This window comes from Rhizobium indicum, from assembly GCF_005862305.2.
Lineage (GTDB): Bacteria > Pseudomonadota > Alphaproteobacteria > Rhizobiales > Rhizobiaceae > Rhizobium > Rhizobium indicum.
The window spans coordinates 70,936-95,738 of sequence record NZ_CP054021.1; the positions used below are offsets into that span (position 1 = coordinate 70,936).

General features: G+C 62.5%; 21 protein-coding genes and 1 pseudogene. 10 read left to right on the top strand and 12 right to left on the bottom strand.

Annotated features, from left to right (window positions below):
• Positions 1 to 58: 58 nt before the first annotated feature.
• The gene (locus FFM53_RS00295; protein ID WP_003540146.1) at positions 59 to 610 is read right to left on the bottom strand and encodes a hypothetical protein; all 552 of its coding nucleotides are present in this window, start codon (positions 608 to 610) and stop codon (positions 59 to 61) included.
• A 9-nt stretch (positions 611 to 619) separates the two neighbouring features.
• On the opposite strand from FFM53_RS00295, the gene FFM53_RS36785 reads away from it, so the two are divergent.
• Positions 620 to 745 carry a hypothetical protein gene (locus FFM53_RS36785; protein WP_281385509.1) on the top strand — a complete coding sequence of 42 codons (126 nt, stop codon included), beginning with the start codon at positions 620 to 622 and terminating at the stop codon, positions 743 to 745.
• A 75-nt stretch (positions 746 to 820) separates the two neighbouring features.
• On the opposite strand, the gene FFM53_RS00300 is transcribed toward FFM53_RS36785, so the two are convergent.
• From FFM53_RS00300 to FFM53_RS00310, 3 genes are all read right to left on the bottom strand, one after another.
• Positions 821 to 1,897 carry a YcjF family protein gene (locus FFM53_RS00300; RefSeq protein WP_138389054.1) on the bottom strand — a complete coding sequence of 359 codons (1,077 nt, stop codon included), beginning with the start codon at positions 1,895 to 1,897 and terminating at the stop codon, positions 821 to 823.
• Entirely contained in the window at positions 1,894 to 3,369 is a 1,476-nt protein-coding gene (locus FFM53_RS00305) for a YcjX family GTP-binding protein (protein WP_138389055.1), read from the bottom strand. Before FFM53_RS00305 ends, FFM53_RS00300 begins: the two co-directional genes overlap by 4 nt.
• A 190-nt stretch (positions 3,370 to 3,559) precedes the next feature.
• Positions 3,560 to 4,054, bottom strand: a complete 495-nt coding sequence (locus tag FFM53_RS00310) for a SixA phosphatase family protein (RefSeq protein ID WP_138389056.1) — start codon at positions 4,052 to 4,054, stop codon at positions 3,560 to 3,562.
• A gap of 276 nt (positions 4,055 to 4,330) precedes the next feature.
• Between FFM53_RS00310 and dksA the strand changes: the two genes are divergently transcribed.
• The gene (dksA, locus tag FFM53_RS00315) at positions 4,331 to 4,750 is read left to right on the top strand and encodes an RNA polymerase-binding protein DksA (RefSeq protein ID WP_003559816.1); all 420 of its coding nucleotides are present in this window, start codon (positions 4,331 to 4,333) and stop codon (positions 4,748 to 4,750) included.
• A 63-nt stretch (positions 4,751 to 4,813) separates the two neighbouring features.
• Here dksA and FFM53_RS00320 read toward each other — a convergent pair whose 3' ends face one another.
• Together FFM53_RS00320 and FFM53_RS00325 are read right to left on the bottom strand one after the other, a co-directional pair.
• Complete coding sequence (locus tag FFM53_RS00320; protein WP_173883518.1) at positions 4,814 to 5,449, bottom strand: DUF1062 domain-containing protein; 636 nt, start codon at positions 5,447 to 5,449, stop codon at positions 4,814 to 4,816.
• Between the two features lie 427 nt (positions 5,450 to 5,876).
• Positions 5,877 to 6,928, bottom strand: a pseudogene (locus FFM53_RS00325) (flagellar biosynthetic protein FliO).
• A gap of 304 nt (positions 6,929 to 7,232) precedes the next feature.
• On the opposite strand from FFM53_RS00325, the gene cckA reads away from it, so the two are divergent.
• On the top strand, positions 7,233 to 9,836 hold the full coding sequence (gene cckA, locus FFM53_RS00330; protein ID WP_138329294.1) for a cell cycle histidine kinase CckA: 2,604 nt from the start codon (positions 7,233 to 7,235) through the stop codon (positions 9,834 to 9,836).
• A gap of 234 nt (positions 9,837 to 10,070) precedes the next feature.
• On the opposite strand, the gene FFM53_RS00335 is transcribed toward cckA, so the two are convergent.
• Entirely contained in the window at positions 10,071 to 10,997 is a 927-nt protein-coding gene (locus tag FFM53_RS00335; protein WP_138329296.1) for a pseudouridine-5'-phosphate glycosidase, read from the bottom strand.
• 72 nt (positions 10,998 to 11,069) lie between these two features.
• Positions 11,070 to 12,014: a carbohydrate kinase family protein gene (locus tag FFM53_RS00340; RefSeq protein WP_138389059.1), complete on the bottom strand. Its 945-nt coding sequence runs from the start codon at positions 12,012 to 12,014 to the stop codon at positions 11,070 to 11,072.
• Between the two features lie 229 nt (positions 12,015 to 12,243).
• Between FFM53_RS00340 and recA the strand changes: the two genes are divergently transcribed.
• Both recA and alaS read left to right on the top strand, forming a co-directional pair.
• A complete protein-coding gene (gene recA / locus FFM53_RS00345) occupies positions 12,244 to 13,338 on the top strand; it encodes a recombinase RecA (protein WP_003540131.1) in 1,095 nt (364 codons plus the stop codon).
• A 153-nt stretch (positions 13,339 to 13,491) separates the two neighbouring features.
• Entirely contained in the window at positions 13,492 to 16,146 is a 2,655-nt protein-coding gene (gene alaS, locus FFM53_RS00350; RefSeq protein WP_138389061.1) for an alanine--tRNA ligase, read from the top strand.
• 94 nt (positions 16,147 to 16,240) lie between these two features.
• On the opposite strand, the gene FFM53_RS00355 is transcribed toward alaS, so the two are convergent.
• On the bottom strand, positions 16,241 to 16,873 hold the full coding sequence (locus tag FFM53_RS00355; RefSeq protein ID WP_138329299.1) for a LysE family translocator: 633 nt from the start codon (positions 16,871 to 16,873) through the stop codon (positions 16,241 to 16,243).
• Between the two features lie 128 nt (positions 16,874 to 17,001).
• Here FFM53_RS00355 and FFM53_RS00360 point away from each other — a divergent pair, with 128 nt between their 5' ends.
• Positions 17,002 to 17,853: an AraC family transcriptional regulator gene (locus tag FFM53_RS00360; RefSeq protein WP_138389062.1), complete on the top strand. Its 852-nt coding sequence runs from the start codon at positions 17,002 to 17,004 to the stop codon at positions 17,851 to 17,853.
• 45 nt (positions 17,854 to 17,898) lie between these two features.
• On the opposite strand, the gene FFM53_RS00365 is transcribed toward FFM53_RS00360, so the two are convergent.
• From FFM53_RS00365 to FFM53_RS00375, 3 genes are all read right to left on the bottom strand, one after another.
• A complete protein-coding gene (locus tag FFM53_RS00365; RefSeq protein WP_138329301.1) occupies positions 17,899 to 18,525 on the bottom strand; it encodes a glutathione S-transferase family protein in 627 nt (208 codons plus the stop codon).
• A gap of 77 nt (positions 18,526 to 18,602) precedes the next feature.
• On the bottom strand, positions 18,603 to 19,049 hold the full coding sequence (locus FFM53_RS00370; protein WP_138389063.1) for a GNAT family N-acetyltransferase: 447 nt from the start codon (positions 19,047 to 19,049) through the stop codon (positions 18,603 to 18,605).
• A 71-nt stretch (positions 19,050 to 19,120) separates the two neighbouring features.
• Complete coding sequence (locus FFM53_RS00375) at positions 19,121 to 20,332, bottom strand: NADP-dependent isocitrate dehydrogenase (protein WP_138389064.1); 1,212 nt, start codon at positions 20,330 to 20,332, stop codon at positions 19,121 to 19,123.
• Between the two features lie 187 nt (positions 20,333 to 20,519).
• On the opposite strand from FFM53_RS00375, the gene FFM53_RS00380 reads away from it, so the two are divergent.
• The 4 genes from FFM53_RS00380 (at position 20,520) to murI (ending at position 24,798) form a co-directional block, all read left to right on the top strand.
• The gene (locus tag FFM53_RS00380; RefSeq protein ID WP_138389065.1) at positions 20,520 to 21,047 is read left to right on the top strand and encodes a hypothetical protein; all 528 of its coding nucleotides are present in this window, start codon (positions 20,520 to 20,522) and stop codon (positions 21,045 to 21,047) included.
• Positions 21,048 to 21,142: 95 nt separating this feature from the next.
• On the top strand, positions 21,143 to 23,182 hold the full coding sequence (locus FFM53_RS00385) for an FUSC family protein (RefSeq protein ID WP_138389066.1): 2,040 nt from the start codon (positions 21,143 to 21,145) through the stop codon (positions 23,180 to 23,182).
• Between the two features lie 4 nt (positions 23,183 to 23,186).
• Positions 23,187 to 24,017 carry an RNA methyltransferase gene (locus FFM53_RS00390; protein ID WP_138389067.1) on the top strand — a complete coding sequence of 277 codons (831 nt, stop codon included), beginning with the start codon at positions 23,187 to 23,189 and terminating at the stop codon, positions 24,015 to 24,017.
• Complete coding sequence (gene murI / locus FFM53_RS00395; protein WP_138389068.1) at positions 23,998 to 24,798, top strand: glutamate racemase; 801 nt, start codon at positions 23,998 to 24,000, stop codon at positions 24,796 to 24,798. Before FFM53_RS00390 ends, murI begins: the two co-directional genes overlap by 20 nt.
• Positions 24,799 to 24,803 lie beyond the last annotated feature (5 nt).

The window sequence follows — 24,803 nt, forward strand, 5'->3', positions numbered from 1 at the left end:
CTAAAACGGAAAACGGCGGGAAACCCGCCGCTTCAGGAAAATCCGCTTTGCGACTTGTCTACTGGATGGAACCGACGGCCATCTCGTCGACCTGGCGGGTTAGCGTCAGGCCGATCACCGGGATCATCTGGCTTTCGACCTTGACCGAAACGGTGACGTTCATCGTCTTGTCGTCGCGCACGCGGGCGATCATCGCACCATTCAGCTTGGCACGGTTGATGCCGACGACGACGGTATCCTCGCTGACGGCGCCGGAGACGACGTCAAGGCCCTTGCCGGCGGCGCCGTCGAGGAACTTGCCCTTGTAGCTCGAGCCCGACTGCGAGATCACGGCGGTCATCGGCTGCTTGAAGACGCCGACGCGGCAGGTGCCGTCGAGCTTGATGCCGGCGCTGCTGTCGCCGGTGGGCTCACCGATCAGGTTGCAGGTGAATTTCGTGCCCTTGTATTTGCCGGCGACGATTTCGCCGGGCCCCTTCCAGGAGCCGGCGACGGAATCGAAGAAGGCCTTGTCACGGGTTGCAGCGGTGGCTGCCGGTGCGACATCTGCGACGGGAGACAATGCCGCGGCGGCCAAGCCGCATACGATGAGAAACTTGCGCGAATACATGGATTTTCCTTGGCAAACACCACTCACGAACTGGCTGCAAGTTTTGCCGAAGAATGGTTAATCCTTCCTTTCGATTGTGCCGAAATGCAAGGCAACACAGAGCTTTCGCGCGGCATCGATTTTAGAAAATCGTAACTAAAGCATTGAATCTGCTGTAATTCCTTCGGCATTACGCAAGGGGAGGCGAAAACTGCGGATTCGCTGCTTCGTTCAAGGATTGTTGCCGCGCGGCGACATGGAGGGGGTGAGATCGCCGATGAAATCACCGATTCCCGGCCGCTTCAGGGCGTGGAAGGCAAGCGGGCGGCAGAGATCCATCGCCGCGATTCCAATGCGGGCGGTCATCAGGCCGTTGATGACACCTTCGCCCAGACGGGCCGAGAGTTTCGAGGCCAGCCCGTGGCCGAGTACCTGCTGGACCAGGCTGTCGCCAACAGCGATCGAGCCCGTGACGGCCAGATGCGCCAGCACGTCCCGCAACAGACGGAACATGCCGAGCGTGCCGGGGCGGCCGCCGTAAAGCTCGGCCATGGCACGGATGAGGCGCACTGCCTCATAGAGCACATAGAGCAGGTCGACGACGGCGCGTGGGCTGACGGCGGTGACGATCGAGACGCGCTTCGAGGCGTTGACGATGAGCGCCCGGGCCTTGCGGTCGAGCGGAGCGAGCAGTTCCCGTTCGGCGAGCGCGATCAGATGCGGGGGATCAATGACCTCGCCTTCGGTCGCCTTCAGCGTCGCGCGACCCTTCGATGTCTCAGGATTTGCCGACAGCAGCGTGGTCAGCTGGGCGACGACGGCGCGCGCCTTGCCCGGCCGAGTCTCGAGTATCGCCGCCTCGGCTTCGGCCTTGATCTTCTGGACGGCGGCAAGGCGCATCATGCCGACGGTTTCGCGGATGAAGAGGGCGAGCACGGCGAGAATGCCGACCGCCAGCACGGCAAGGGCCGCATAGCCCAGCCAGTCGGCGCGGGTGAAAAGATCGCGGATCAGGCTATCGGTCCAGAGGCCAATGGCCAGAGATAGCAGGATGCCGAAGGCGCCGGCGGCGATCTTGCCGAAGGAGGTCCGCCGCTTGCGCGGCGCTGCAACGGGGACCGCGCTCAGATCCTTGTCGGGATTGAAAGGATCGTCCTCATCAGGCGTCACGACGATATGCTCGGAGAAGCTTTCCGGCTTGCGCCGCTCACCTCCTTGCCGGCCGTTCTCTCGCCGCTCGGTGGCTTCGTCCTCATAAATGAAGGCGGCGGGCGCGCGGCGCGGCGGATCGGACGGGGGCTTGCTCACGCGAGACGGTCTCCGAACAGGAACTGCATGGCGCGGTCGAGGCGGATATGCGGTACTGACAGCTTGATGCCGCCGCCGGTTTCTTCGAGATGCGGCGGGCGGAACCTGACGACATTGACATCGGGCAGCTGCAGGCCGGTCTCGCCCGAGGCGATGCGGTCGAACAGGCTTTCCGGATCCTCCGGCAGGTCGCCGGGGAAAACCGCGGTCTTTCTCTCACCGTCGAAACGCTCGCCGGCGATGGTTTCGCCCTCCATCGGCGTGCCGACGATGACCGGCAATTCATGGCCGTCACGTTTGACCGTCGCTTCACGGGTGGCGCGCACGGACGCAAGCGCCATGACGTCGATGCCGGCGCCGGCCATGCCGATGCGGTCGATGGCGCGATCCACCAGGCGCCGGGTCAGAGCATCGAGCCGGTCGTGGCTTTCATGGTGAAGATGATCGGCCTTGGTGGCGGCGACCAGCACGCGGTCGATGCGGCGCCCGAGCAGGGAGGAGAGCAGCGAATTGGTGCCGGGGCGGAAACAGGCGAGCACGTCGGTCAGCGCGCGTTCCAGATCCTGCACGGCTTCAGGGCCGCGGTTCATCGCCTGCAGCGCATCGACCAGGACGATCTGGCGGTCGAGCCGGGCGAAATGCTCGCGGAAGAAAGGTTTGACGACGACCGATTTGTAGGCCTCGTAGCGCCGCTCCATCATCGTCCAGAGCGAGCCGCGGCCAGGACGCCCGTCCGGCGGCAGAGCCAGCGGCGCGAAGGTCAATGCCGGCGAGCCGTCGAGATCGCCGGGCAGGAGCAGGCGGCCAGGCGGCAGGGTGGAAAGCGAGCGTTCGTCGGCTTTGCAGGCTTTGAGATAGTCGGCAAAGGCGGTGGCGAGGTCGCGGGCGACCATCTCGTCGGCGCCGGCATGGATATCGGCGGCGCGCGTCAGCGCCAGCCATTGGCGCGACAGCTCGGAGCGGACGCCGGTTTCGGCAAGCGCGATCGTTTCCTCGCTGAACGTGCGATAATCCTTGCCGAGCAGCGGCAGGTCGAGCAGCCATTCGCCGGGATAATCGACGATATCGATCGACAAGCGGCCAGGCGAAAACAACCGGTTCCAGCCGCTGGCGCTCTGATAATCCAGCGTGATGCGCAGTTCTGATATGGCGCGGGTCGAATCCGGCCAGATACGGTCCTTCACCAGAGCGCGGATATGGTCCTCGTACTGGAAGCGCGGCACGGCATCATCCGGCTGCGGCTCCAGCCGCACCGCCGAGACGCGGCCGGATTGCACAGGCTCGAACAGCGGCAGGCGGCCGCCATGCAGCAGATTGTGAACCAGCGAGGAGATGAAGACCGTCTTGCCGGAGCGGGAGAGGCCGGTGACACCGAGCCGCACGGTCGGATTGACGAGGCCGCTCGCCCGGTCGGCGAGATTGTCGAAGGCGATGCGGGCGTCATCGGCAAAGGATGTCAGTCGTGGCGGCAAGGCGCAATTCCGGTTGGTGACTGACGGCAATATAGGAAGGGCGCGCCGCCCGCAAAAGAAGCGACGTTAGAGCATTTCCGTTTTTCTTCGAATCACGGAAATGCTCTATTTCCTTGTTTTCACGCAATTCCCGGCAAAAGCGCTTTGCCTGGCAAACCGCGGCACACTTTTGCTGGAATTGCTTTAGTCTTCAGACGACCACGAAATCGGTGAGGCGCCAGACGGCGGCGGAAGCGTCGTAATCGACAACGGCAAGGCCTGCCGTCGGGAAGCCGCCGGGAAGGGCGCTTACCATCGCCTCATGACCGATCAGCGCCTCCAGCGCCTGCTCCATGGTCGGATTGTGGCCGACCAGCATGACGGCCGCCTCATCCTGCGCATCGATGATCTCAAGATAGGTATCGACCGTGGCGTTGTAGAGTGCGTCGACATAACGAACCTCGAGCGTGAGGCCTATCGCCCGGTAGATCGCATCGGCGGTATCGCGGCAGCGCAGTGCAGTTGAACTGATCAGAAGATCGGGACGGTAGCCCTTGTCGGCGGCCTTATCGGCGATGATTTCGGCATCGCCAAAGCCCTTTTCGTTGAGCGGCCGGTCGAAATCGCGCTGTCCGGGTTCGGCCCAGGCGGCCTCGGCGTGGCGCAGGAGATAGATGCGGTTGGGCGGAGGCAGCGGTACGGTCATGGGCAAATCCAGGATCGGGCGGGTCTTTTCAGTAGCGGTTGCGATTGGTCGCCGTCAATCGCCAGCCAGGCCGCAACTGCCTAAAACGTGGCTGACAACACGGCGTTTTGAAGGCGAAGCAAAAAACGGCGGCCGGAATAACCATGACAAAATAGATCGTTAGCCGAAAATTGTAACAGATTTAAAAATCTGTTTACCTGTCGTATTTGGCTTGAATCGCGACTAGCGCTTGGGATATACACCCGGCCAGATGAGATGTTCTTCAGGAGAATCGCGTTGAGTGAGAAGATCGATCTTAGCAATTACGTTCCCTCGGAAGAGGAAGAGTTCATGAACGTAAACCAGCGCGCCTATTTCAGGGCCAAGCTGGTTGCATGGAGAAATGATATCCTTAGAGAAGCGCGTGAGACACTCGACCATCTGGCCGAGGAAAGCGCAAACCATCCCGACCTCGCCGACCGGGCGTCGTCGGAAACAGATCGGGCGATCGAACTTCGCGCCCGTGATCGGCAGAGAAAGCTGATTTCGAAGATCGACGCGGCAATGCAGCGCATCGACGACGGCACCTACGGCTATTGCGAGGAAACCGGCGAACCGATCGGCCTCAAGCGTCTCGACGCCCGCCCGATCGCGACATTGTCGATCGAAGCGCAGGAGCGTCACGAACGCCGCGAAAAGGTCTATCGCGACGAATGAGAGTTTTCATGCAGGCATGAGAGCAGAACAGGCGCCGCGATCCGATCGCGGCGCCTTTTACAATTACGGTGAGCTTCCGGTCGCCACAGACCTCCACCATTGCTCCCGGCCGGTCTCGGCGGCGAGGTCGACTGCAACCCTGGTGCCGTTCTTGATCCGCCGCCGCAAAATGTCGGCTCGATTCGAATCCGTCCGCAGCATGCCACCATCGTGAAGAGCCTGTAGCCGAGTGCGTGAAACTTGCAACTCGGACGCCAGCAGGCGGTCGAGGCGCGTGCTTGATGGAAAGGGGACCATCAGTTCGATTTCCAGTCTCGTCCAATTGGCAATGTCCTGCTGCATCTCTTTTGCGATTTCAAATTCGGCAAACTCGTCGACACGCTGCGACTTGCGCCTGAGAGCCTCGAGGTTGAACGCTTCTGCCCGGATCCAATCCGGATCGTTGGACTGCAACGCCTCGAGGACTGCCGGATCGACGTCGCGAACATTCCGACGCTCGAAGATCGGACGGTTCCACGTCTTTTCGCAGGTCGAGCATTTGTAGATAAGCCAGGCATCGAGCTTGCGGCCATTGGCGTTGAGCCGGATCTTGTCGCTGCATTGGAAAGCTCTGGGGCCCCCGCAGCCGCTGCATACAATCCAGGGCTGGGGCGCTGTTTTCGGCAGAATGGTCCATCGGACCCGAAGGGTATTGCACATATCGTGTTGGTCTTCCGTTCGGAAGTCCACCAGGATGGTGCGTGAGAAAGCCCTTGCGGGCGCGGTGTGGCGATGTTCTGGGCGGCGGAAGAGCTGAGACAGCGGAGCTGCACATGGCACATGTCAACAATGCCAAACCGGTCTCTCGCCACCACCCGATGAACATGTTCATACGCCGTCAGCGTGTCGCTGTCCGGCAGTACGGGTGAAACTGGAGTGAGACCGGTATTTACTTAGGCAAAGTATGACCTCGATGCGCCAACGCTCTTCAACCGGAGCGATAACAAATTATCAGCACAAGATGGAGTCCCTTGGCGCATCGGGAACTGAAAGTCGCCGCATTGCGGCTTTTATGCAACTTGGTGATGAAGGAAGGCCGGACGTGCGTTCCGCTCACTTGTCGCGCCCGGTCACTTGTCGCGTCCAGTCACTTGTCGCGGTTGACGCTCATCTCGCCGAAGATGCGGGCGACTTCCTTTTGCAGATCGGTATCGGCGCCGGTGATCGGGGCCATTTCCGGATCGCGGCGCGGCAGGTTTCCGGGTTGCGGCGCTCCGGGCCGGGGCGCCTGGTTTGCCGGCGCCGGCACGATGCGTTCGGCCGTCAGATTGTTCGACATTTCCTGTTCCAGCACCCGCTGGAAATCAAGACGGCTCGCTGCTGCCGACTGCGCAGCCGAATCGTCTTCGGCGCTACCTGGTGCGGCGCGTGCGGCCGCCGGCATGTCCTTGACAGGCGGGGCGGAGACCTCGGTTCGATGCGCTGCTGCGGCAGCACGCGCTGGCGGGCGGCATCGAGGATCTCGGCGGCACTTGAGGCATCGTGGAACGGTGCGGACTGCGCGGCCGGGGGAGCGGCGGGACGCTCCAGCGGACGCGGCTGGGGCGGGACGGCACGCAGAGGATTGTCGCGTTCGGCCGACAGCGGAGCTGTCACCGGCTCTGCTGGAAGAGGGCTCGTGACCACTGGCGGTGCAACGGCCGGCGGGGCCGGCGGTTGGGCCGACGGTTCTGGGCGCGGGCGCGGCTCTGGCGAAACCGGCGCAGAGAAAGTGGGCTCGGCGACCGGCTCGACACGGGCTGCGACCGGCGGGCGCGGTGGCGAGACCGGCGGTGTTTCCGGCCGCGCGACGGATATCGGACGCTGCTCGACAGGCTGCGGGCGGTTGGCGCTGTCCGGCTGCTCGGCCGCCGCGGGCAGGATGCGGCTTTCGATGACGATATCGCTCGGGCCGCCGATCATGATCAAGTGCTCGACATCGTCGCGGCGCACCAGCACCAGCCGGCGACGGGCATCGACGGCTGCGGCATCCAGCACTTGCAGGCGAGGCTGGCGGTTGCGGCCGCCGCGCACGAAGGGCGAGGGCGCCCGGCTGCGGATCACCCAGAGCACGAGGATGAGCAGGAGAAGCGCCAGGCCGACGCCACCGGCCGCAAGCAGGAAATGGCTGCCATAAGCTCCGACAACATCATCCAACATAGTCACTCACTCCATTTCGCATTCGGCACATATTGACGACTTTTCCGTTCCTTAGGCAAGGGCCGCCGGTGCTGTCCAGTCACGGGAGAACGCGATTTCGTGTTCCGCTGCTTGGCAGCCGGCGACCTTGCGCACGGGTGGCAGCGTTGGCTTCTGGGGCAGATGGCGCTGTTGCCTGTGAATTCAAGCAGTCTTGCCGGCTAGCGGTGTTTTTGCCGACGCGGCAAATTGCTAAGAAGGAAAGAGTGCCTGATTCCTGCTTCGTGTTCGTGCTACGAAGCGGGAGGGCTTATGTGAGGAATACATGACGAAATCGCGTCAGGCCGACGACTATAACGCACCGCTTGTGGATCGTGGGGGGCGTTCTGGCACGGTCTTGCGCATTCTTCTGCTGGCGCTCGTGCTGATCGCGGCGGCCGGCGCCTTCGTCTTCTTCAAAAAGTCGCTCGACAATGAGGTGGTGCTTGGCGGTCTCGGCGTGCTCGCCATGGTCGGCATCTTCTTCCTGGTGTCTTCGGTCATCGGCTTCATCGAGGTGATGCCGCAGCACCAGTCCGACAGCCTGGCGCGCGCCTTCCTCAACAGTCATCCCGACGGTACGCTGATCACCGACGAAAAAGGCCGGATCATCTATGCCAATGCCGCTTATGGCGCGCTGACCGGCGCGCGCAAAGCGACCGAGGTGCAGACGCTGGAAACGCTGCTGTCGCGCCATCGCGAATCCAACGAGGCGCTCTACAGGCTGGTTAACGGCCTGCGCGAAGGCAAGGAAGGCCGGGAGGAATTTCGCCTGCTGCGCGCCGTCGGGCCTGGCAGCAACAGCTCCGGCGCGCATTGGTACCGGCTGAAGGCGCGGCTGCTGCAGCCGGAGGAAAACGGCGGCAAGCCGCTGCAGATCTGGCAGATCACCGACATCACCACGGAGCGCGACGACCAGGAGCGCTTCTTCAAGGAATTGCAGAACGCGATCGACTATCTCGACCATGCGCCGGCCGGCTTCTTTTCCGCCGGCAGGAAGGGCGAGATCTTCTACCTGAATGCGACGCTTGCCGAATGGCTGGGCCTCGACCTCACCAAGTTTGTGCCGGGCTCGATGACGATCGGCGACGTCGTGGCGGGCGAGGGACTGGCGCTGATCCAGTCGGTGCAGGCCGAACCGGGCCTGAAGAAGACCGTGACGCTCGATCTCGACCTGCGCAAGAGCAACGGCCAGAGCCTGCCGGTGCAGATCATCCACAGCGTTACGTCGATGCGCGACGGCGCACCCGGCGAAAGCCGGACGATCGTGCTGGCGCGTGAAAAGAGCGATGCCGGCGGCCAGTCCGCTTCGGCCGCCGCCATGCGCTTCACCCGCTTCTTCAACAATACGCCGATGGCGATCGCCTCGGTCGACGGCAACGGGCGCATCCTGCGGACCAACGCGCCGTTCCTGAAGATGTTCTCCGGCGTCGTCTCGCGCGACGACCTCGAAAAGGCGCCGCATCTCGAAACCATCGTGCAGGAGAGCGACCGGCCACAGCTGGCCGCGGCGCTGGCGGCGGCCAAAGACCGCCAGGGCGACATCGCGCCCCTCGACACCCGCACACCGACCGACGAGGCGCGCTATTTCCGCTTCTATGTCAATGCCGTCATCGACCAGAGCGACGAGGCGCCAGAGGAGGCGGCGATCGTCTATGCCGTCGAGGTGACAGAGCAGAAGGCGCTGGAAGCGCAGATGGCGCAGACGCAGAAGATGAATGCCGTGGGAACGCTCGCCGGCGGCATCGCGCATGATTTCAACAACGTGCTGACGGCGATCCTGCTTTCCTCCGACCATCTGCTGCTGCAGGCGCGGCCGGCCGATGCCAGCTTCGCCGACCTGATAGAGATCAAGCGCAACGCCAACCGCGCCGCCGTGCTGGTGCGCCAGCTGCTCGCCTTCTCGCGCAAGCAGACGATGCGGCCCTCGGTGCTGAACCTCACCGATGTCGTCGGCGACCTGCGCATGCTGGTCGATCGGCTGCTTTCCGGCACCAATGTCAAGCTCGACGTGCAATATGGCCGCGACCTCTGGCCTGTGAAAACAGACCTTTCGCAGTTCGAGCAGGTGCTGATCAATCTCTGCGTCAATGCGCGCGACGCGATGCCCGAGGGTGGCACGCTGACATTGCGCACCCGCAATCTGACCGCTGCCGAGGTCTCTGCCTTCAATTACTCCTACATGCCGGCCGAGGACATGGTGCTGGTCGAAGTCGCCGATAACGGCACCGGTATCGCACCGGAGATCATGGACAAGATCTTCGAGCCGTTCTTCACTACCAAGGATGTCGGCAAGGGCACCGGTCTTGGCCTCGCCATGGTCTACGGCATCGTCAAACAGTCGGGCGGCTACATCCAGCCGGAATCCGAAGTCGGCAAGGGCACGACCTTCCGCGTCTTCCTGCCGCGCCACATTCCGGAGCCGGCGGTGGCCGCCGAAGCAGGTTCGATCGACGGCGCCATCGCCGGGGCCGAAGTGGTGCCGCTGCCGGTATCGCCGCAGCAGCCGGAGGACCTGACGGGATCGGCCGTCATCCTTCTCGTCGAGGACGAGGAGGCGGTGCGCCGCGGCGGCAAGCGCATGCTGGAAACGCGCGGCTACACCGTGCACGAGGCGGGCTCGGGCGTCGAGGCGCTGGCCATCTTGGAAGAACTCGACGGCAAGGTCGATATCGTCGTTTCCGACGTCGTGATGCCCGAAATGGACGGGCCGACGCTGTTGCGCGAGCTGCGCAAGACCTATCCCGACATGAAGTTCATCTTCGTCTCGGGTTATGCCGAAGATGCCTTTGCCCGCAACCTGCCGCCGGAGGCGAAGTTCGGCTTCCTGCCGAAGCCTTTCTCGCTGAAGCAGCTTGCTGTTGTGGTGAAGGAGACGTTGGACGGGTGAGGAGGTTTGACGGAGAGGTCGTGCCGTGTTGGCCCCCCTCTGCCCTGCCGGGCATCTCCCCCACAGGTGGGGAGATCACAAGGGGCGAACGCTTCCCATCACATCAACGCTTCACCGAGTTGAAAGGGACATTTGTTCAGAAAGCCGGTGGCTCCAGCCAATCTCCCCACCTGTGGGGGAGATGGCCGGCAGGCCAGAGGGGGCTTGCTCGGCATAACCGGCAGCCCGTAGCTCTCATTCACCCAGCGCCACCGCAATCTCAGCAGCAAGCCGCGCGTTGTTTTCGACGAGCGCGATGTTGGTCTTCAGGCTCTGGCCGTCCGTCAGGTCGAAGATGGTCGACAGAAGATAGGGTGTGACCGCCTTGCCGGTGACTTCGTCGCGTTCGGCGCTGTCGAGCGCCCGCTCGATATAGATTTCCATCTCTTCGCGCGCGATCTCGTCGGCCTCGGGCACGGGGTTGGCGACGAGCATGCCGCCGTCGATGCCGAGTTGTTCGCGCACCGTCTGGAAGTTGGCGATGGCGGCCGGGCTGTTCAGCGACAGCGGGCTGTGGATGCCCGAGGAGCGCGACCAGAAGGCGGGGAAATCCTCGCTCTCATAGGTGACGACAGGCACGCCGCGAGTTTCCAGCACTTCCAGCGTCTTCGGAATGTCGAGGATCGCCTTGGCGCCGGCGCAGACGACGATGACGCCGGTGCGAGCGAGTTCCTCGAGATCGGCTGATATATCGAAGCTTTCTTCGGCACCGCGATGCACGCCGCCGATGCCGCCTGTGGCAAAGACACGGATGCCGGCGCGCGCCGCCGCGATCATCGTGGCCGCGACCGTGGTGGCGCCGGTGCGGCGCTCGGCGATGGCGAAGGCGAGATCGGCGCGCGACACCTTCATCACTTCGGTCGCCTTGGCGAGTTGCTCCAGTTCCGCGGCTTCAAGACCAATATGCAGCGTGCCGTGAATGACGGCGATCGTTGCCGGCACTGCACCCTGTTCGCGGATGATCGCCTCGACGCTGCGGGCCATCTCGATATTGCCGGGATAGGGCATGCCGTGGGTGATAATGGTCGATTCCAGCGCCACCAGCGGTGCGCCGCGCTGCTTGGCGCTGGCGACTTCCTTCGAATAGGCGATCGGCAGAAGAGGGGAGATGGGCTTGGTCATGGTCTTGTCCTGTGATCGACAGAGCATGATGCCGAAGTGACGACATCATGCTCAACTATTTAATCAGCCGCTTCAATGCAGAATTCTGACCTGGGGAACAAGGGCAAGCGCCTCATTCAGCAGATCGGGCGTCAGATTTTCGTTGACGGCGTGCCGCGACTGCACGGTCAGTATGGCGGCCGCAGTGCCGTGGCGGACGGCCTCTTCGAGCGAAAGGCCTGATATCAATGCGGCGAGTGTGCCGGCCGCAAGAGAATCGCCGGCACCCGTAACATCGGCGACGGTGTCGGCGATCGGTGGCTGCAGCGTCATGGCGCGGCCCTCGCAAAGCGCGACGAGCTCGCGCCGGCCGCGGGTGACGACGGCATTCCTGATGCCAATTTCATTCAGCAACGGCGGCCAGCCCGCAGCCTCTTCCGGCCGCTCGCCGGTAAGAGCGGCAGCTTCAGCCTCATTCAGGAACAGGTAGTCGATATCCCCGATGCAGGGTTTCAGCCTGACGACCTTGGCCGGCGAGATGGCGATTGCCGCAACAGGCTTGGCGAGGGAATGCGCCTTTGCGACGATCGCCGCGATCGTCTCTTCCGGCAGGTTGGCATCGAAGAGGATGAAATCGTGGGCGGCGAAGGCCTCCCGCACCCAGCGGATGGACAGACGCCGCGGCACGAAGAAGCGGTAGAGATCCATGTCGGCAAGGGCGATCACCAGATTGCCGTCCTTCTCGATGATCGCCGTGTAGCTCGGCGTCTTGCGATCGAGGAAGACGAAGGGCCGGTCGTCGATGCCGGCGAAATCGGCAGCTTCTCCGACCGTCTCGCCCATCGGATCGCCGCCACGCGGCGAGATCATCGTCACCTGAAAACCGAGCCTTGCCAGGTTGCGCGCCGCATTGAAGCCACCGCCGCCCGGCTCCTCGAACCATGTGCCGGGATTGCTGGCGCCAGGCGCCGTCTCGCCCGAGATGCGGCCACGCCGGTCGATATGCGCACCGCCGAGAACAAGAATCTTTTTCTTCATCCGATCCGCTCTCCCGATGCCCGAAGGACGAATCGATACGGTGCGCCCTGACGCGGCGGAGTCGGCACTTTTGGCCTAAGCCGTTGCTTTTCATTGATAAAACAAATGCAGAACACGTGTCGTTTTACCTTTTTCTTTCAACTGTTTGATCGCCTATTGCGAGAATGGAACAAATAGGGTACAAACTCGACATTGCTTGAGCGGCTTCAATAACCTAAAGGTGGATCGGATGTCTCAGAATTCATTGCGGCTGGTAGAGGACAAATCGGTGGACAAAAGCAAGGCGCTTGAAGCGGCACTCTCACAGATAGAGCGGTCGTTCGGCAAGGGCTCGATCATGAAACTCGGCTCCAACGAGAATGTTGTCGAGATCGAGACGATCTCGACCGGCTCGCTTGGTCTCGATATTGCACTCGGCGTTGGTGGCCTGCCGAGGGGCCGCATCATCGAGATCTACGGGCCGGAAAGCTCCGGTAAGACCACGCTTGCATTGCAGACGATTGCCGAAGCGCAGAAGAAGGGCGGCATCTGCGCCTTCGTCGATGCCGAACATGCGCTCGATCCCGTCTATGCCCGCAAGCTTGGCGTCGACCTGCAGAACCTTCTGATCTCGCAGCCCGATACCGGCGAGCAGGCGCTTGAAATCACCGATACGCTGGTGCGCTCCGGCGCCGTCGACGTTCTCGTCGTCGACTCGGTCGCTGCCCTGACGCCGCGTGCCGAAATCGAAGGCGAGATGGGCGATAGCCTTCCCGGTCTTCAGGCGCGCCTGATGAGCCAGGCGCTGCGCAAGCTCACCGCTTCGATCTCGAAGTCGAACACCATGGTTATCTTCATCAACCAGATCCGCATGAAGATCGGCGTTATGTTCGGTTCGCCGGAAACGACGACGGGCGGCAATGCGCTGAAGTTCTATGCTTCCGTGCGCCTAGACATCCGCCGCATCGGCGCGGTCAAGGAGCGCGAAGAGGTGATCGGCAACCAGACCCGCGTCAAGGTCGTCAAGAACAAGATGGCGCCGCCCTTCAAGCAGGTCGAGTTCGACATCATGTATGGCGAGGGTGTTTCCAAGACCGGCGAACTGGTCGATCTCGGCGTCAAGGCCGGCATCGTCGAAAAGTCGGGCGCCTGGTTCTCCTATAACAGCCAGCGCCTCGGCCAGGGCCGTGAAAACGCCAAGACCTTCCTGCGCGACAATCCGGATCTCGCCCGCGAGATCGAACTGTCGCTGCGCCAGAATGCCGGCCTGATCGCCGACCGCTTCCTGCAGAACGGCGGACCGGACCCCGATGACGGCGATGGCGATGCCACTGCGGAAATGTAATTTTCGCGCCTAAACTCATCGGACAGTTCCAACCGGCCGCATTCCTGATGAGAATGCGGCCGGTTTTGTTTGTCTGCTGGACAGCGGCGGGGGTGAACGTTAAAAGCCGATGAATTTAAATTACCTGCCTCCGGCAGCATTGAAGGGCATAGCATGAGCGGTGTGAACGATATCCGGTCGACCTTCCTCGACTATTTCAAGAAGAACGGCCATGAGATCGTTCCGTCGAGCCCGCTCGTGCCGCGCAACGACCCGACGCTGATGTTCACCAATGCCGGCATGGTGCAGTTCAAGAACGTCTTCACCGGCCTCGAAAAGCGTCCCTATTCGACGGCGACGTCTTCGCAGAAATGCGTGCGAGCCGGCGGCAAGCACAACGACCTCGACAATGTCGGTTATACTGCACGCCACCTGACCTTCTTCGAGATGCTCGGCAACTTCTCCTTCGGCGACTATTTCAAGGAGAATGCGATCGAGCTTGCCTGGAAGCTCGTCACCGAAGGCTTCGACCTTCCGAAGAACCGCCTGCTGGTGACCGTCTATTCCGAGGACGAAGAAGCTGCGACGCTGTGGAAGAAGATCGCCGGCTTTTCCGACGACAAGATCATCCGCATCCCGACCTCAGACAATTTCTGGCAGATGGGCGATACCGGCCCCTGCGGCCCGTGCTCGGAAATCTTCATCGACCAGGGTGAGAATGTCTGGGGCGGCCCTCCGGGCTCGCCGGAGGAAGATGGCGACCGGTTCCTGGAATTCTGGAACCTCGTCTTCATGCAGTTCGAGCAGACTGCACCCGGCGAGCGCTCGCCGCTGCCGCGTCCGTCGATCGATACCGGCATGGGCCTGGAGCGCATGGCCGCCGTTCTGCAGGGCGTTCAGAGCGTATTCGACACCGATCTCTTCCGCACGCTGATCGGCACCATCGAGGACACGATGGGCGTCAAGGCGGAAGGCAGCGCCAGCCACCGCGTCATCGCCGACCATCTGCGCTCCTCGGCCTTCCTGATCGCTGACGGCGTGCTTCCGTCGAATGAGGGCCGCGGTTATGTGCTGCGCCGCATCATGCGCCGCGCCATGCGCCATGCACAGCTGCTCGGCGCCAAGGAACCGCTGGTCTACAAGTTGCTGCCGACGCTGGTGCAGCAGATGGGCCGCGCCTATCCGGAACTGGTGCGCGCCGAGGCGCTGATCTCGGAAACGCTGAAGCTGGAGGAAAACCGCTTCCGCAAGACGTTGGAACGAGGCCTGTCGCTTCTGTCGGACGCGACGACGGATCTTTCCAAGGGCGATATGCTGGATGGTGAGACCGCCTTCAAGCTCTACGACACCTACGGCTTCCCGCTCGATCTGACGCAGGATGCACTGCGTGCCCGTGAGATCGGTGTCGACATCTCCGGCTTCACCGATGCGATGCAGCGCCAGAAGGCCGAAGCCCGCTCGCACTGGGCGGGTTCCGGCGAGAAGGCAACGGAAACCGTCTGGTTCGAGCTTCGGGAAAAACACGGCGCCACCGAATTCCTCGGATACGATACCGAGACGGCCGAGGGTGTCGTGCAGGCAATCGTCAAGGACGGCGCTGTCGCTGCCGAGGCGTCGGCCGGCGACAAGGTGCAGATCGTCGTCAGCCAGACGCCGTTCTACGGCGAATCCGGCGGCCAGATGGGCGATACCGGCGTGATCTCGTCCGACCACGGCAAGATCGAGATTTCAGATACGCAGAAGAGGGGCGAAGGTCTGTTCGTGCATCAGGGTACCGTCGTCGACGGCGTGTTCAAGGATGGCGATGCGGTCGTGCTGACCGTCGATCATGCCCGCCGGTCGCGCCTGCGCGCCAACCATTCTGCGACCCACCTGCTGCATGAGGCGCTGCGCGAAGTGCTCGGCACCCATGTCGCCCAGAAAGGTTCGCTGGTGGCGCCCGAGCGCCTGCGTTTCGACGTTTCGCATCCGAAGCCGATGTCGGCCGAGGAGCTGAAGGTTGTCGAGGATATGGCGAACGAGATCGTGCTGCAGAATTCGCCGGTTACCACCAGGCTGATGAGCGTCGACGATGCGATCGCCGAAGGCGCGATGGCGCTGTTCGGCGAGAAATACGGCGATGAAGTCCGCGTCGTGGCGATGGGCGAGGGCGTGCGCGGTGCCAAGGCCGGCAAGCCTTATTCGATCGAACTCTGCGGCGGCACGCATGTCGGAGCCACTGGCCAGATCGGCCTGATCCGCGTTCTCGGTGAAAGCGCCGTCGGCGCAGGGGTTCGCCGTATCGAGGCCGTCACCGGTGAATCGGCGCGCGAATATCTCGCCGAACAGGACGAACGCGTAAAGACGCTTGCCGCCTCGCTGAAGGTGCAGCCGGCCGAAGTGCTGTCGCGTGTCGAAGCGCTGATGGACGAGCGCCGCAAGCTCGAAAAGGAACTGGCTGACGCCAAGCGCAAACTCGCCATGGGTGGCGGGCAGGGCAGCTCGGTCGATGCCGTGCGCGAAGTCGCCGGCGTCAAGTTCCTCGGCAAGGCGATTTCGGGCGTCGATCCCAAGGATTTGAAGGGGCTTGCCGATGACGGTAAGACCAGCATCGGGTCGGGCGTCGTTGCCCTCGTCGGCGTGTCCGACGACGGCAAGGCAAGTGCTGTGGTGGCGGTGACACCGGATCTCGTGCAGCGCTATAGCGCCGTCGATCTCGTCCGCATCGCATCTGCCGCCCTTGGCGGCAAGGGCGGCGGCGGCCGCCCCGATATGGCGCAGGCTGGCGGCCCCGACGGATCGAAGGCCGATGAAGCGATCGAGGCGGTTGCCGTAGCACTTGCCGGCTGAACTGCCGCCTGACAACAGTTTGAAATTCAAACCGGCTGCGAGATCATGGATTTCGCAGCCGGTTTTGTTTTCAGCGGCCGTGGTCCCTCGATGTTCAGTTTCGCGGCTGCAACGCCAGGCGGCAGGCGAGCCCGGTGAAGACCGTTGCCAGGATATATTGCGGCAACTTCGGGAAACGGCTCGCCGATTGGAGTTTCGAACGGATCGTGCTTCCGAGGAAGATCACGGCGCCATTCACGGCGAGTCCAATGCCGTTCAGGACGCTTGCTAGTATCAGCATCTGCATCGTCAGCGATCCGGCTGATGCATTCACGAATTGCGGAAAGAGCGCCATGACGAAGAGCGCCATCTTCGGATTGAGCAGATTGGTGGCGAGGCCCGCAAAGAAGATACGCCGGCCCGACAGCCGCTTGAGCGTCGATGCCGGCTGAAAAGCGGCGCCTTCCGAGCGGACCGTCTTGTAGGCGAGATAGAGAAGATAGCAACAGCCGGCCCAGCGTACTGTTTCATAGGCGGCAGGCACGGTCATGAAGAGCTGTGACAGCCCAAAGGCTGCGGCAAGGGCGTGGCAATAGGTCCCGAGCGCGATGCCGGCATAGGTCAGGAAACCGGCAGCGCGTCCCTGGCTGATGCTGCGGGAGGCGATCAGCAGCATGTCGGGGCCGGGCGTGGCCGTCAGCACCAGCGCTGCGGCGGCAAAGAGCATTAATGTTGAAAAATCCGGCATCTATCATTCCTTTTGGGTTCGAGCCGGAATTCCGGTCTACGCAGGATTCGCCGAAGGTTCAAGTCCGCAGGATTTGTCAAATCGGGTTATGGTTCTCTCAAGCCGATCGATTTGCACGAGGTTCCGACATGAATGGCGACACGGCATGGGCACTTTATGAAAACCGTCTGAGACGGGTTTCGGCCTATATTCACGACCACCTCGACGAGGACCTGGATATGGAGCGCCTTGCCGAGATCGCCTGCATGTCGAGCTATCACTGGCACAGGATCTACCGGGCGATTTACGGCGAGACGCTGGCGGCCACTGTTAAGCGGCTCAGGCTGCATCACGCGGCGGGCGAGATCGTCCGCACGGAACTTGCCGTCAGTGAAATTGCGAAGCGATCAGGCTATCCCAATCTCCAATCCTTCAATCGTATTTTCAAGTCGGTCTACGGCATGCCGCCGGCCCGCTACCGGAAAGAGGGAAGCCACACAGCCTATGAGCCCTCACCTAACGGAAAGACCAAAGTCATGTTAGACGTTACCATACGTGAGATCGCGCCGATCGAGCTGATCGGTGTTGCCCATACCGGTTCCTACATGCAGATCGACAAGGCCTTCGAGACGCTGTTCGGCACGCTTTACGCCCGCGGCCTCGCCAAGCCCGACATGCGGATGATTGGCGTCTATCTCGACGATCCCGACATTGTGCCGGAGGAGAAGCTGCGCTCGATCGCCTGCGTCACCGGCGCTTCCGACGTGCCGGCCAATGCGCCGTTCGAGCGGCGCACGATCGACGGCGGCGATTATGCCGTGCTGCGCCACAAGGGTCCCTATGCCAATATGCCGAAGTCCTATCAATGGCTCTTTGCCGAATGGCTGCCGAAATCCGGCCGGCAGTTGAAGGACAGGGTTATGTTCGAGGAATATCTCAACAATCCACGCGAGGTGCCGCCGACCGAGCTTCTGACGGATATTCACATGCCGCTCGTCTGACGCCGTCGATCGGGGGGCGCGTCGGATCCGCCGCGCCTTCGAGACTTAGGCGGCCTGCATGGTCTTGACGGCTTCGTCATCAAGGGCGTTGGCCCGTTTGTAGGCCTCACGCTCGCTGATGCGGCCGACATAATCGACGAAGGCCTGGCGTCTTTCGATGCCGCCAAATCCGAGGCCCCAGCCGACATGGGAGCCGACATAGACGTCGGCGGCGGTGAAGCGCTCGCCGGCGATGTAGGTCGAAGCGGAGACGGCTTTCTCGAGTGTGTTCATGACGTCGCCGAAACCGCCGCAACCGGCCATGCGCAGGCGCTCCTTCGGAATTTCGAAGCCGAGGGTCTTCATCGTCACCGCCGACTCGAGAGGACCGGCGGCAAAAAACATCCAGCGATAATAGCGGGCGCGCTCTTCCGGTCTCGGCGCCAGCGCCTTGTCAGGAAAGGTCTCGGCGAGATAGGCGCAGATCGCCGCGCATTCGGTGACGACGGTGTCGCCGTGGCGGATCGCCGGCACCTTGCCCATCGGGTTGACCGAGAGATATTCGGGCGCCTTCATCGTCTCGCCGAAGGTCAGGTATTCGGTGCGGTAGGGCTGGCCGATCTCCTCCAGCATCCAGCGCGCGATGCGGCCGCGCGACATCGGGTTCGTATAGAATACCAGTTCCTCGGTCATGAAATCCTCCTCGTGTTGCCGTTATTTGGTCCCACGGAATCAATAGCGCAGCGATGGCCGCCTGCAAGTCCCGACCGTTAGAGCGCCTTGCGATATTGGATGAAGCCGGAGCGCTCGGCGATCCTGTCGTAGAGCCGCCGCGCCGTTGCATTCGTTTCGTGCGTCATCCAATAGAGCCTGCCTGCGCCGTTGGCGCGGGCGAGGTCGGCGACTGCCTCGATCAAAGCGGCACCGGTACCCAGCCCGCGCTGGCTGTTTTCGACATAGAGATCCTGCAGATAGCAGGTCCATTGCGGCAGCCAGCAGGAGCGGTGAAAGACGGCATGGACGATGCCGACGAGACGGCCATCTTCGTCAAAGGCGCCGAGCGCGTGCATCGGTTCGTCAGGATCATGGAAGCGAGCCCAGGTGAGAGCCGTGGTTTCGGGCGGGATGACCACTTCGTAGAAGCGCTGATAGGCCTCCCATAGGCGTTCCCAAACGGCGCGGTCCGAGGGTTCAAGCGGTCGCAGGATGGCCGTCATCGGTTCATTCTCCCAAAATGAAAACGGCGGGGAAATCCCCGCCGTTTCGATGTTATCTTGGAAAGGCCGGCTTACGCCATGGCCTTCTGCAGGTTCTCGTCGATCTTGTCGAGGAAAGCTGTGGTGGAGAGCCACGGCTGATCGGGTCCGATCAACAGCGCCAGGTCCTTGGTCATGAAACCGGATTCGACGGTGTCGACGCAGACCTTTTCGAGCGTTGCGGCGAAGCGGGCAAGCTCGGCATTGTCGTCGAGCTTGGCGCGATGCGCCAGGCCGCGCGTCCAGGCGAAGATCGAGGCGATCGAGTTCGTCGAGGTTTCCTGACCCTTCTGATGTTGGCGGTAGTGGCGGGTGACCGTGCCGTGGGCGGCTTCGGCTTCGACTGTCTTGCCGTCGGGCGTGAGCAGAACCGAGGTCATCAGGCCGAGAGAGCCGAAGCCCTGGGCAACGGTATCGGACTGGACGTCGCCGTCATAGTTCTTGCAGGCCCAGACATAGCCGCCCGACCACTTCAGCGCCGAGGCGACCATGTCGTCAATCAGGCGGTGTTCGTAGGTGATGCCGACTTCCTTGAACTGATCCTTGAATTCGGTCTGGTACACCTCTTCGAAGATGTCCTTGAAGCGACCGTCATAGGCCTTGAGGATGGTGTTCTTGGTCGATAGGTAAACCGGCCACTTACGCATCAGGCCGTACATCATCGATGCGCGGGCGAATTCGCGGATCGACTCGTCGAGATTGTACATGGCCATGGCAACGCCCGAGCCGGGGGCATCGAAGACGTCCTTCTCGATAACCGTGCCGTCTTCGCCGACGAACTTGATCGTCAGCTTGCCCTTGCCGGGGAAGCGGAAGTCGGTAGCACGGTACTGGTCGCCGAAGGCATGACGGCCGACAACGATCGGCTTGGTCCAGCCGGGAACGAGGCGCGGCACGTTCTGGCAAATGATCGGCTCGCGGAAGATGACACCGCCGAGAATGTTGCGGATCGTGCCGTTCGGGCTCTTCCACATCTGCTTGAGATTGAATTCCTTGACGCGATCTTCGTCCGGCGTGATCGTCGCGCACTTGATGCCGACGCCGTACTTCTTGATGGCGTTGGCGGCGTCGACGGTGACCTTGTCGTTGGTGGCGTCGCGGTTTTCGACGGAGAGGTCGAAATAGTCGATGTCGAGGTCAAGATACGGATGGATCAGCTTGTCCTTGATGAGCTGCCAGATGATGCGCGTCATTTCATCGCCGTCGAGATCGGCGACGGGATTGGCGACCTTGATCTTGTTCATGTATCTGCCTCGTTCGAGCTTCAATGGGGACCGGCGTCCCGGGTGGGTGATGTGATGAGGAGCGCTATAGCATTGTGATCAGGGAACGCAAAGCTGCAAGGGGCTCGACAATGCGTTTTTGCCGCCATTGCCAAGTGCTGGAATTTAGCTAGTGTCCGCCTCGATCTGCCGCTCCGGACATTCGACCATGAAGATAATCGCCGTTGTTATCGCAAGCCTTATCGCCTTTTCGGGCACCAGCCATGCCGGCGACACCATCGCTCCCGTGAAGGAGATCATGGATGCGACCAGGAGCAATTGGGCCGACAATAACAGCGATTGGACCGACATTTTCGATGCGAGCCGGCTCGACCATCTCTACAGCCGGGATTTCGTCGCGAGATACCAGGCGGCGGCGCAGTTTCCCGCCGTCGACGACGACGGCATTTCGCCTTTCGACTACGATGTCATCGTCAACGGCCAGGATGCCTGCCCGCTGGAGGATCTGACGATGGCGGCAGCGCCTGTGGTCGACGGCGTGGCCGAGGTGACGGTGCGCTTCCGAAAATCCGCCTGCTCGGACGCGCCTGACGCCAAGGATTATACGACTGTTCGTTTCCTAGTGGTCGAAGAGGGCGGCAAAACCGTTATCGACGATATCGTTACCGAGAATATCGAAACGCAGGCGCGCTATTCCCTGAAGGCGACGATGGCGCTGATTGCCAAGGGCCAATAGGCGCGCGACATTCAAGAGCATCGGGATTCGATCTCGGGCGGTTTGATTTCCGCTCTTGCGGCGGTATCTGTCGATCTGGGCAGCATGAGGGGCTCTTGCACTTGTTTTCCGGTTTTCAGTTCCGCGACTGGCTGCTTGCCAACGATCCGGCGCTTTCGCGCCTGCGCATGGCTTCACGGGTGACGCTGACGATCGTCCTTTCCTTCGCCATCCTGTTCGCCATCCAGATGTTGATCGTGCCGCTGCCGACGGCGGCCTTCGGTCTCGGCATCGTGCTGTCGATCGAGGGCGGGGTGGCGGTGCGCGACAAGGGCAATTCGCGCCAGCTGGTGACGCGGCTTTTCGGCTGTGTCGCGAGCCTTGCCGTCGTCGCCATTGCGGCGGGGCTCGAGGATCGCCGTTTTCTCTCCGATCTCGTCTTCCTGGTGGTGATCGCGCTCGCATCGGTCGGGCGGGTGTTCGGGCCGCGCGGCTTTGCGATCGGCATGTTCGCCTTCACCTCCTATTTCATGGGGTCTTATTTCCGGCCTTCCCTTGCCGAGCTGCCGGCGGTGGCGATCGGCCCCGTCGTGGCGGTGCTGGTCGGCCATGCGGTGAGAGCCGTGCTCCTGCCGGACAACTGGCGGCGCGACCTGCTGCGCTCGCTCGAAAGCGTGCGCGGCCGGATCAACCAGATCCTCTTCAAGCTCGCCACCCTTGCCGGCAGCGGTCATATCGGCGAGGCCGACCGGCAGGAGCTGCGCCAGCTGGAAGACCGGCTGAAGGAAGTGGTGCTGATGGCCGAGACTTTCATTCCACGCCCGCCGGCCGGCGTCTTCGACGGTGCTTCCGATCCCGCCGCGGAATTGGCGATTCGGCTCTTCGATGCGCATCTCGCTGCCGAAAGCGCGATCGTGGTGAGCTTCCAGAGCCTGCCGCCCTTTGCGCTCGTCCATGCCGTGATCGAGGCCGACAAGGCGGAGCTCGCCACCTATGAGGGGATGGCCGAAGCCATCAAGGACGAGCCGCAAGGCGAAACCGTGCGGGCGCTGCTCTGGCTCGGCGAGGCGCGGCAGCAATTGACGCAGGCGATCGGCGAGGGGCAGGCTTCCGGCTTTGCCGGCATCGATGCCGTCAAGGACACGGCGCAGCCTGAGAGGATCGACTTTTCATTCGCCAATCCGCTGCTGCGCTCGGCGCTGCAGATCACGCTCGCCTCGGCGCTCGCCATGGGCTTCGGCCTGCTCTTGTCGCGCGAGCGCTGGTTCTGGGCGGTGCTTGCCGCCTTCCTTGTCTTCACCAACACCAATTCGCGCGGTGACACGGCGATGAAGGCGTTGTCGCGCTCGCTCGGCACGGTGTTCGGGATCGCCATCGGCCTCGTGCTGGCGACGCTGATTTCGGGTGAGCCTGTCATCGCCATTCCGGTCGCCGGCATCTGCATCTTCCTCGCCTTCTATTTCCTGCAGGTCTCCTATGCGACGATGACCTTCTTCATCTCGATCGTGCTCTGCCTGGTCTACGGCATGACCGGGGTGCTGACGCTTGATCTCCTGCAACTGCGCATCGGGGAGACCTTGATCGGCGCGGTGGCCGGAACGGCGGTTGCCTTCCTGGTCTTTCCGGCACGCACGCGCGGCGCGCTGGATGCGGCACTCGCCCGCTGGTTTCAGGCGCTGGACGAGTTGTTGAGCGCGATCGGCAAAGGCAAGAGCGGTTTTGTGCTGATTGCGCTGTCGCAAAAGATCGATGCCTGCTACCGCGACGTGACGGTGGCGGCGCGGCCGCTCGGCTCGTCCTGGTCGGTGGTGACGCGGCCCGGCCAGATCCGCCAGACGCTGGCGATCTTCCTCTCCTGCACCTACTGGGCGCGCATCCTGGCGAAGAGCTACGCAGCATCGGCCGAGGCCGACGAGCTGAAGAGGCTGATCGCGTCGGATCTGGCGCTGATGAAGGATGCGGCTCCGCGCGGCTCGACCTGTTTCTTCATCGAGCGCAAGGCGTCGCGGACGACAGGGCGGCACCTGCCGCTGTCGCGCGAGGGCGCCAGACTCGGGCTCGAAATGATCGGTTCGGCACTGGAAAGGCTCTATCCGCAGGCTGATGTCTTGCCGTTTGCGCCGGGCGAGGTTATTGCGCGCTCGAAACAGGGATAGAACGATGGCAGGCACGAACAGCGAGCGTCAACTTCTGGCCGAAGGGCCGGCCATCATTCTGGTCGAGCCGCAGATGGGCGAGAATATCGGCATGGTGGCGCGCGCCATGGCGAATTTCGGCCTTGCTGAATTGCGCCTCGTCAATCCGCGCGACGGCTGGCCGAACGAGAAAGCCCTGGCGACTGCCTCCAAGGCTGACCACGTGATCGAGGCGACCAAGGTCTACGACACGTTGGAACAGGCGGTCGCCGATCTTAATTTCGTCTATGCGACGACGGCGCGCGAGCGCGATGGCTATAAGCCGGTGCGCTCGCCGGTCATTGCCGCCGAAACGCTGCGGGCGAGGTTTCGCGCCGGCGAGGGCACCGGCATCCTCTTCGGGCGCGAGCGCTGGGGGCTGACCAACGAGGAGGTGGCGCTTGCCGACGAGATCGTCACCTTTCCCGTCAATCCGGCCTTTGCTTCGCTGAACATCGCCCAGGCAGTGCTGCTGATGTCATATGAGTGGATGAAATCCGGCATGGAGGATCTCGGCGCCGTGCCCTTCCAGGCGATGGGGCAAACGCCTTCGACCAAGGAACAGCTGTTCGGTCTGTTCGACCAGCTGGAAGACGCGCTCGATGCGCGCGGTTATTTCCATCCTGCCGGGAAAAAGCCGAAAATGGTCGACAATCTGCGCGCTGTTCTATCCCGCCGGGCTTTCACGGAGCAGGAAATCAGCGTGTTGCGCGGCGTCATCTCCTCCCTCGACCGTTTCTCACGCAAGAGCCCGCGCGGCGGCCGGTTCCCGACCGCGACCAAGGAAACACCGCCAGATGACAGCGCCGACGCATGAGCTGAAACCCGTCCTCGTCTTCGATTCCGGCATCGGCGGGCTGACCGTCTTGCGCGAGGCGCGCGTGCTGATGCCGGAACGCGGCTTCATCTATGTGGCCGACGATGCCGGCTTTCCCTATGGCGGCTGGGAGGAGCAGGCGCTGAAAGAGCGGGTGATCGGTCTCTTCGGCCGGCTGCTCGAGGAGCACGATCCCGAAGTCTGCATCATTGCCTGCAACACCGCCTTCACGCTGGTTGGCGCCGATCTGCGCGCCGCTTTTCCCCAGATGACCTTCGTCGGCACTGTGCCGGCGATCAAACCGGCGGCGGAGCGTACGCGCTCCGGCCTCGTCTCGGTGCTCGCGACGCCGGGCACAGTCAAGCGCGCCTATACGCGCGATCTCATCCAGTCCTTCGCGCAGCAATGCCATGTCCGCCTCGTCGGCTCGGAGAACCTTGCGCGCATGGCGGAGGCCTATATTCGCGGAGACGCCGTCTCCGACGACGCCGTGCTTGCCGAAATTGATCAATGCTTCGTCGAGAAGGACAGTCAGAGGACCGATATCGTCGTGCTCGCCTGCACGCATTATCCCTTCATGGCCAATCTATTCCGCAGACTGGCGCCTTGGCCGGTGGACTGGCTGGATCCGGCAGAAGCCATTGCCCGGCGGGCGCGCACACTCGTTCCGCAGATCGCCGATGCCGTTCATCCCGATAATTTCGACTTTGCCGTCTTTACATCCGGCAATCCCGATTTTGCGACGCGCCGACTGATGCAGGGTTTCGGTCTCAGCACGTGATAAGG

What these genes read in the sequence shown, in the direction of transcription:
- murI (WP_138389068.1), top strand. Translation starts at nt 23,998, where the DNA reads ATGACAGCGCCGACGCATGAGCTGAAACCCGTCCTCGTCTTCGATTCC.
- FFM53_RS00310 (WP_138389056.1), bottom strand. Translation starts at nt 4,054, where the DNA reads ATGACCGTACCGCTGCCTCCGCCCAACCGCATCTATCTCCTGCGCCAC.
- FFM53_RS00320 (WP_173883518.1), bottom strand. Translation starts at nt 5,449, where the DNA reads ATGTGCAATACCCTTCGGGTCCGATGGACCATTCTGCCGAAAACAGCG.
- FFM53_RS00295 (WP_003540146.1), bottom strand. Translation starts at nt 610, where the DNA reads ATGTATTCGCGCAAGTTTCTCATCGTATGCGGCTTGGCCGCCGCGGCA.
- FFM53_RS00390 (WP_138389067.1), top strand. Translation starts at nt 23,187, where the DNA reads ATGGCAGGCACGAACAGCGAGCGTCAACTTCTGGCCGAAGGGCCGGCC.
- FFM53_RS00365 (WP_138329301.1), bottom strand. Translation starts at nt 18,525, where the DNA reads ATGACCGAGGAACTGGTATTCTATACGAACCCGATGTCGCGCGGCCGC.
- FFM53_RS00370 (WP_138389063.1), bottom strand. Translation starts at nt 19,049, where the DNA reads ATGACGGCCATCCTGCGACCGCTTGAACCCTCGGACCGCGCCGTTTGG.
- FFM53_RS00375 (WP_138389064.1), bottom strand. Translation starts at nt 20,332, where the DNA reads ATGAACAAGATCAAGGTCGCCAATCCCGTCGCCGATCTCGACGGCGAT.
- recA (WP_003540131.1), top strand. Translation starts at nt 12,244, where the DNA reads ATGTCTCAGAATTCATTGCGGCTGGTAGAGGACAAATCGGTGGACAAA.
- FFM53_RS00380 (WP_138389065.1), top strand. Translation starts at nt 20,520, where the DNA reads ATGAAGATAATCGCCGTTGTTATCGCAAGCCTTATCGCCTTTTCGGGC.
- FFM53_RS00340 (WP_138389059.1), bottom strand. Translation starts at nt 12,014, where the DNA reads ATGAAGAAAAAGATTCTTGTTCTCGGCGGTGCGCATATCGACCGGCGT.
- FFM53_RS00335 (WP_138329296.1), bottom strand. Translation starts at nt 10,997, where the DNA reads ATGACCAAGCCCATCTCCCCTCTTCTGCCGATCGCCTATTCGAAGGAA.
- alaS (WP_138389061.1), top strand. Translation starts at nt 13,492, where the DNA reads ATGAGCGGTGTGAACGATATCCGGTCGACCTTCCTCGACTATTTCAAG.
- FFM53_RS00360 (WP_138389062.1), top strand. Translation starts at nt 17,002, where the DNA reads ATGAATGGCGACACGGCATGGGCACTTTATGAAAACCGTCTGAGACGG.
- FFM53_RS00355 (WP_138329299.1), bottom strand. Translation starts at nt 16,873, where the DNA reads ATGCCGGATTTTTCAACATTAATGCTCTTTGCCGCCGCAGCGCTGGTG.
- cckA (WP_138329294.1), top strand. Translation starts at nt 7,233, where the DNA reads ATGACGAAATCGCGTCAGGCCGACGACTATAACGCACCGCTTGTGGAT.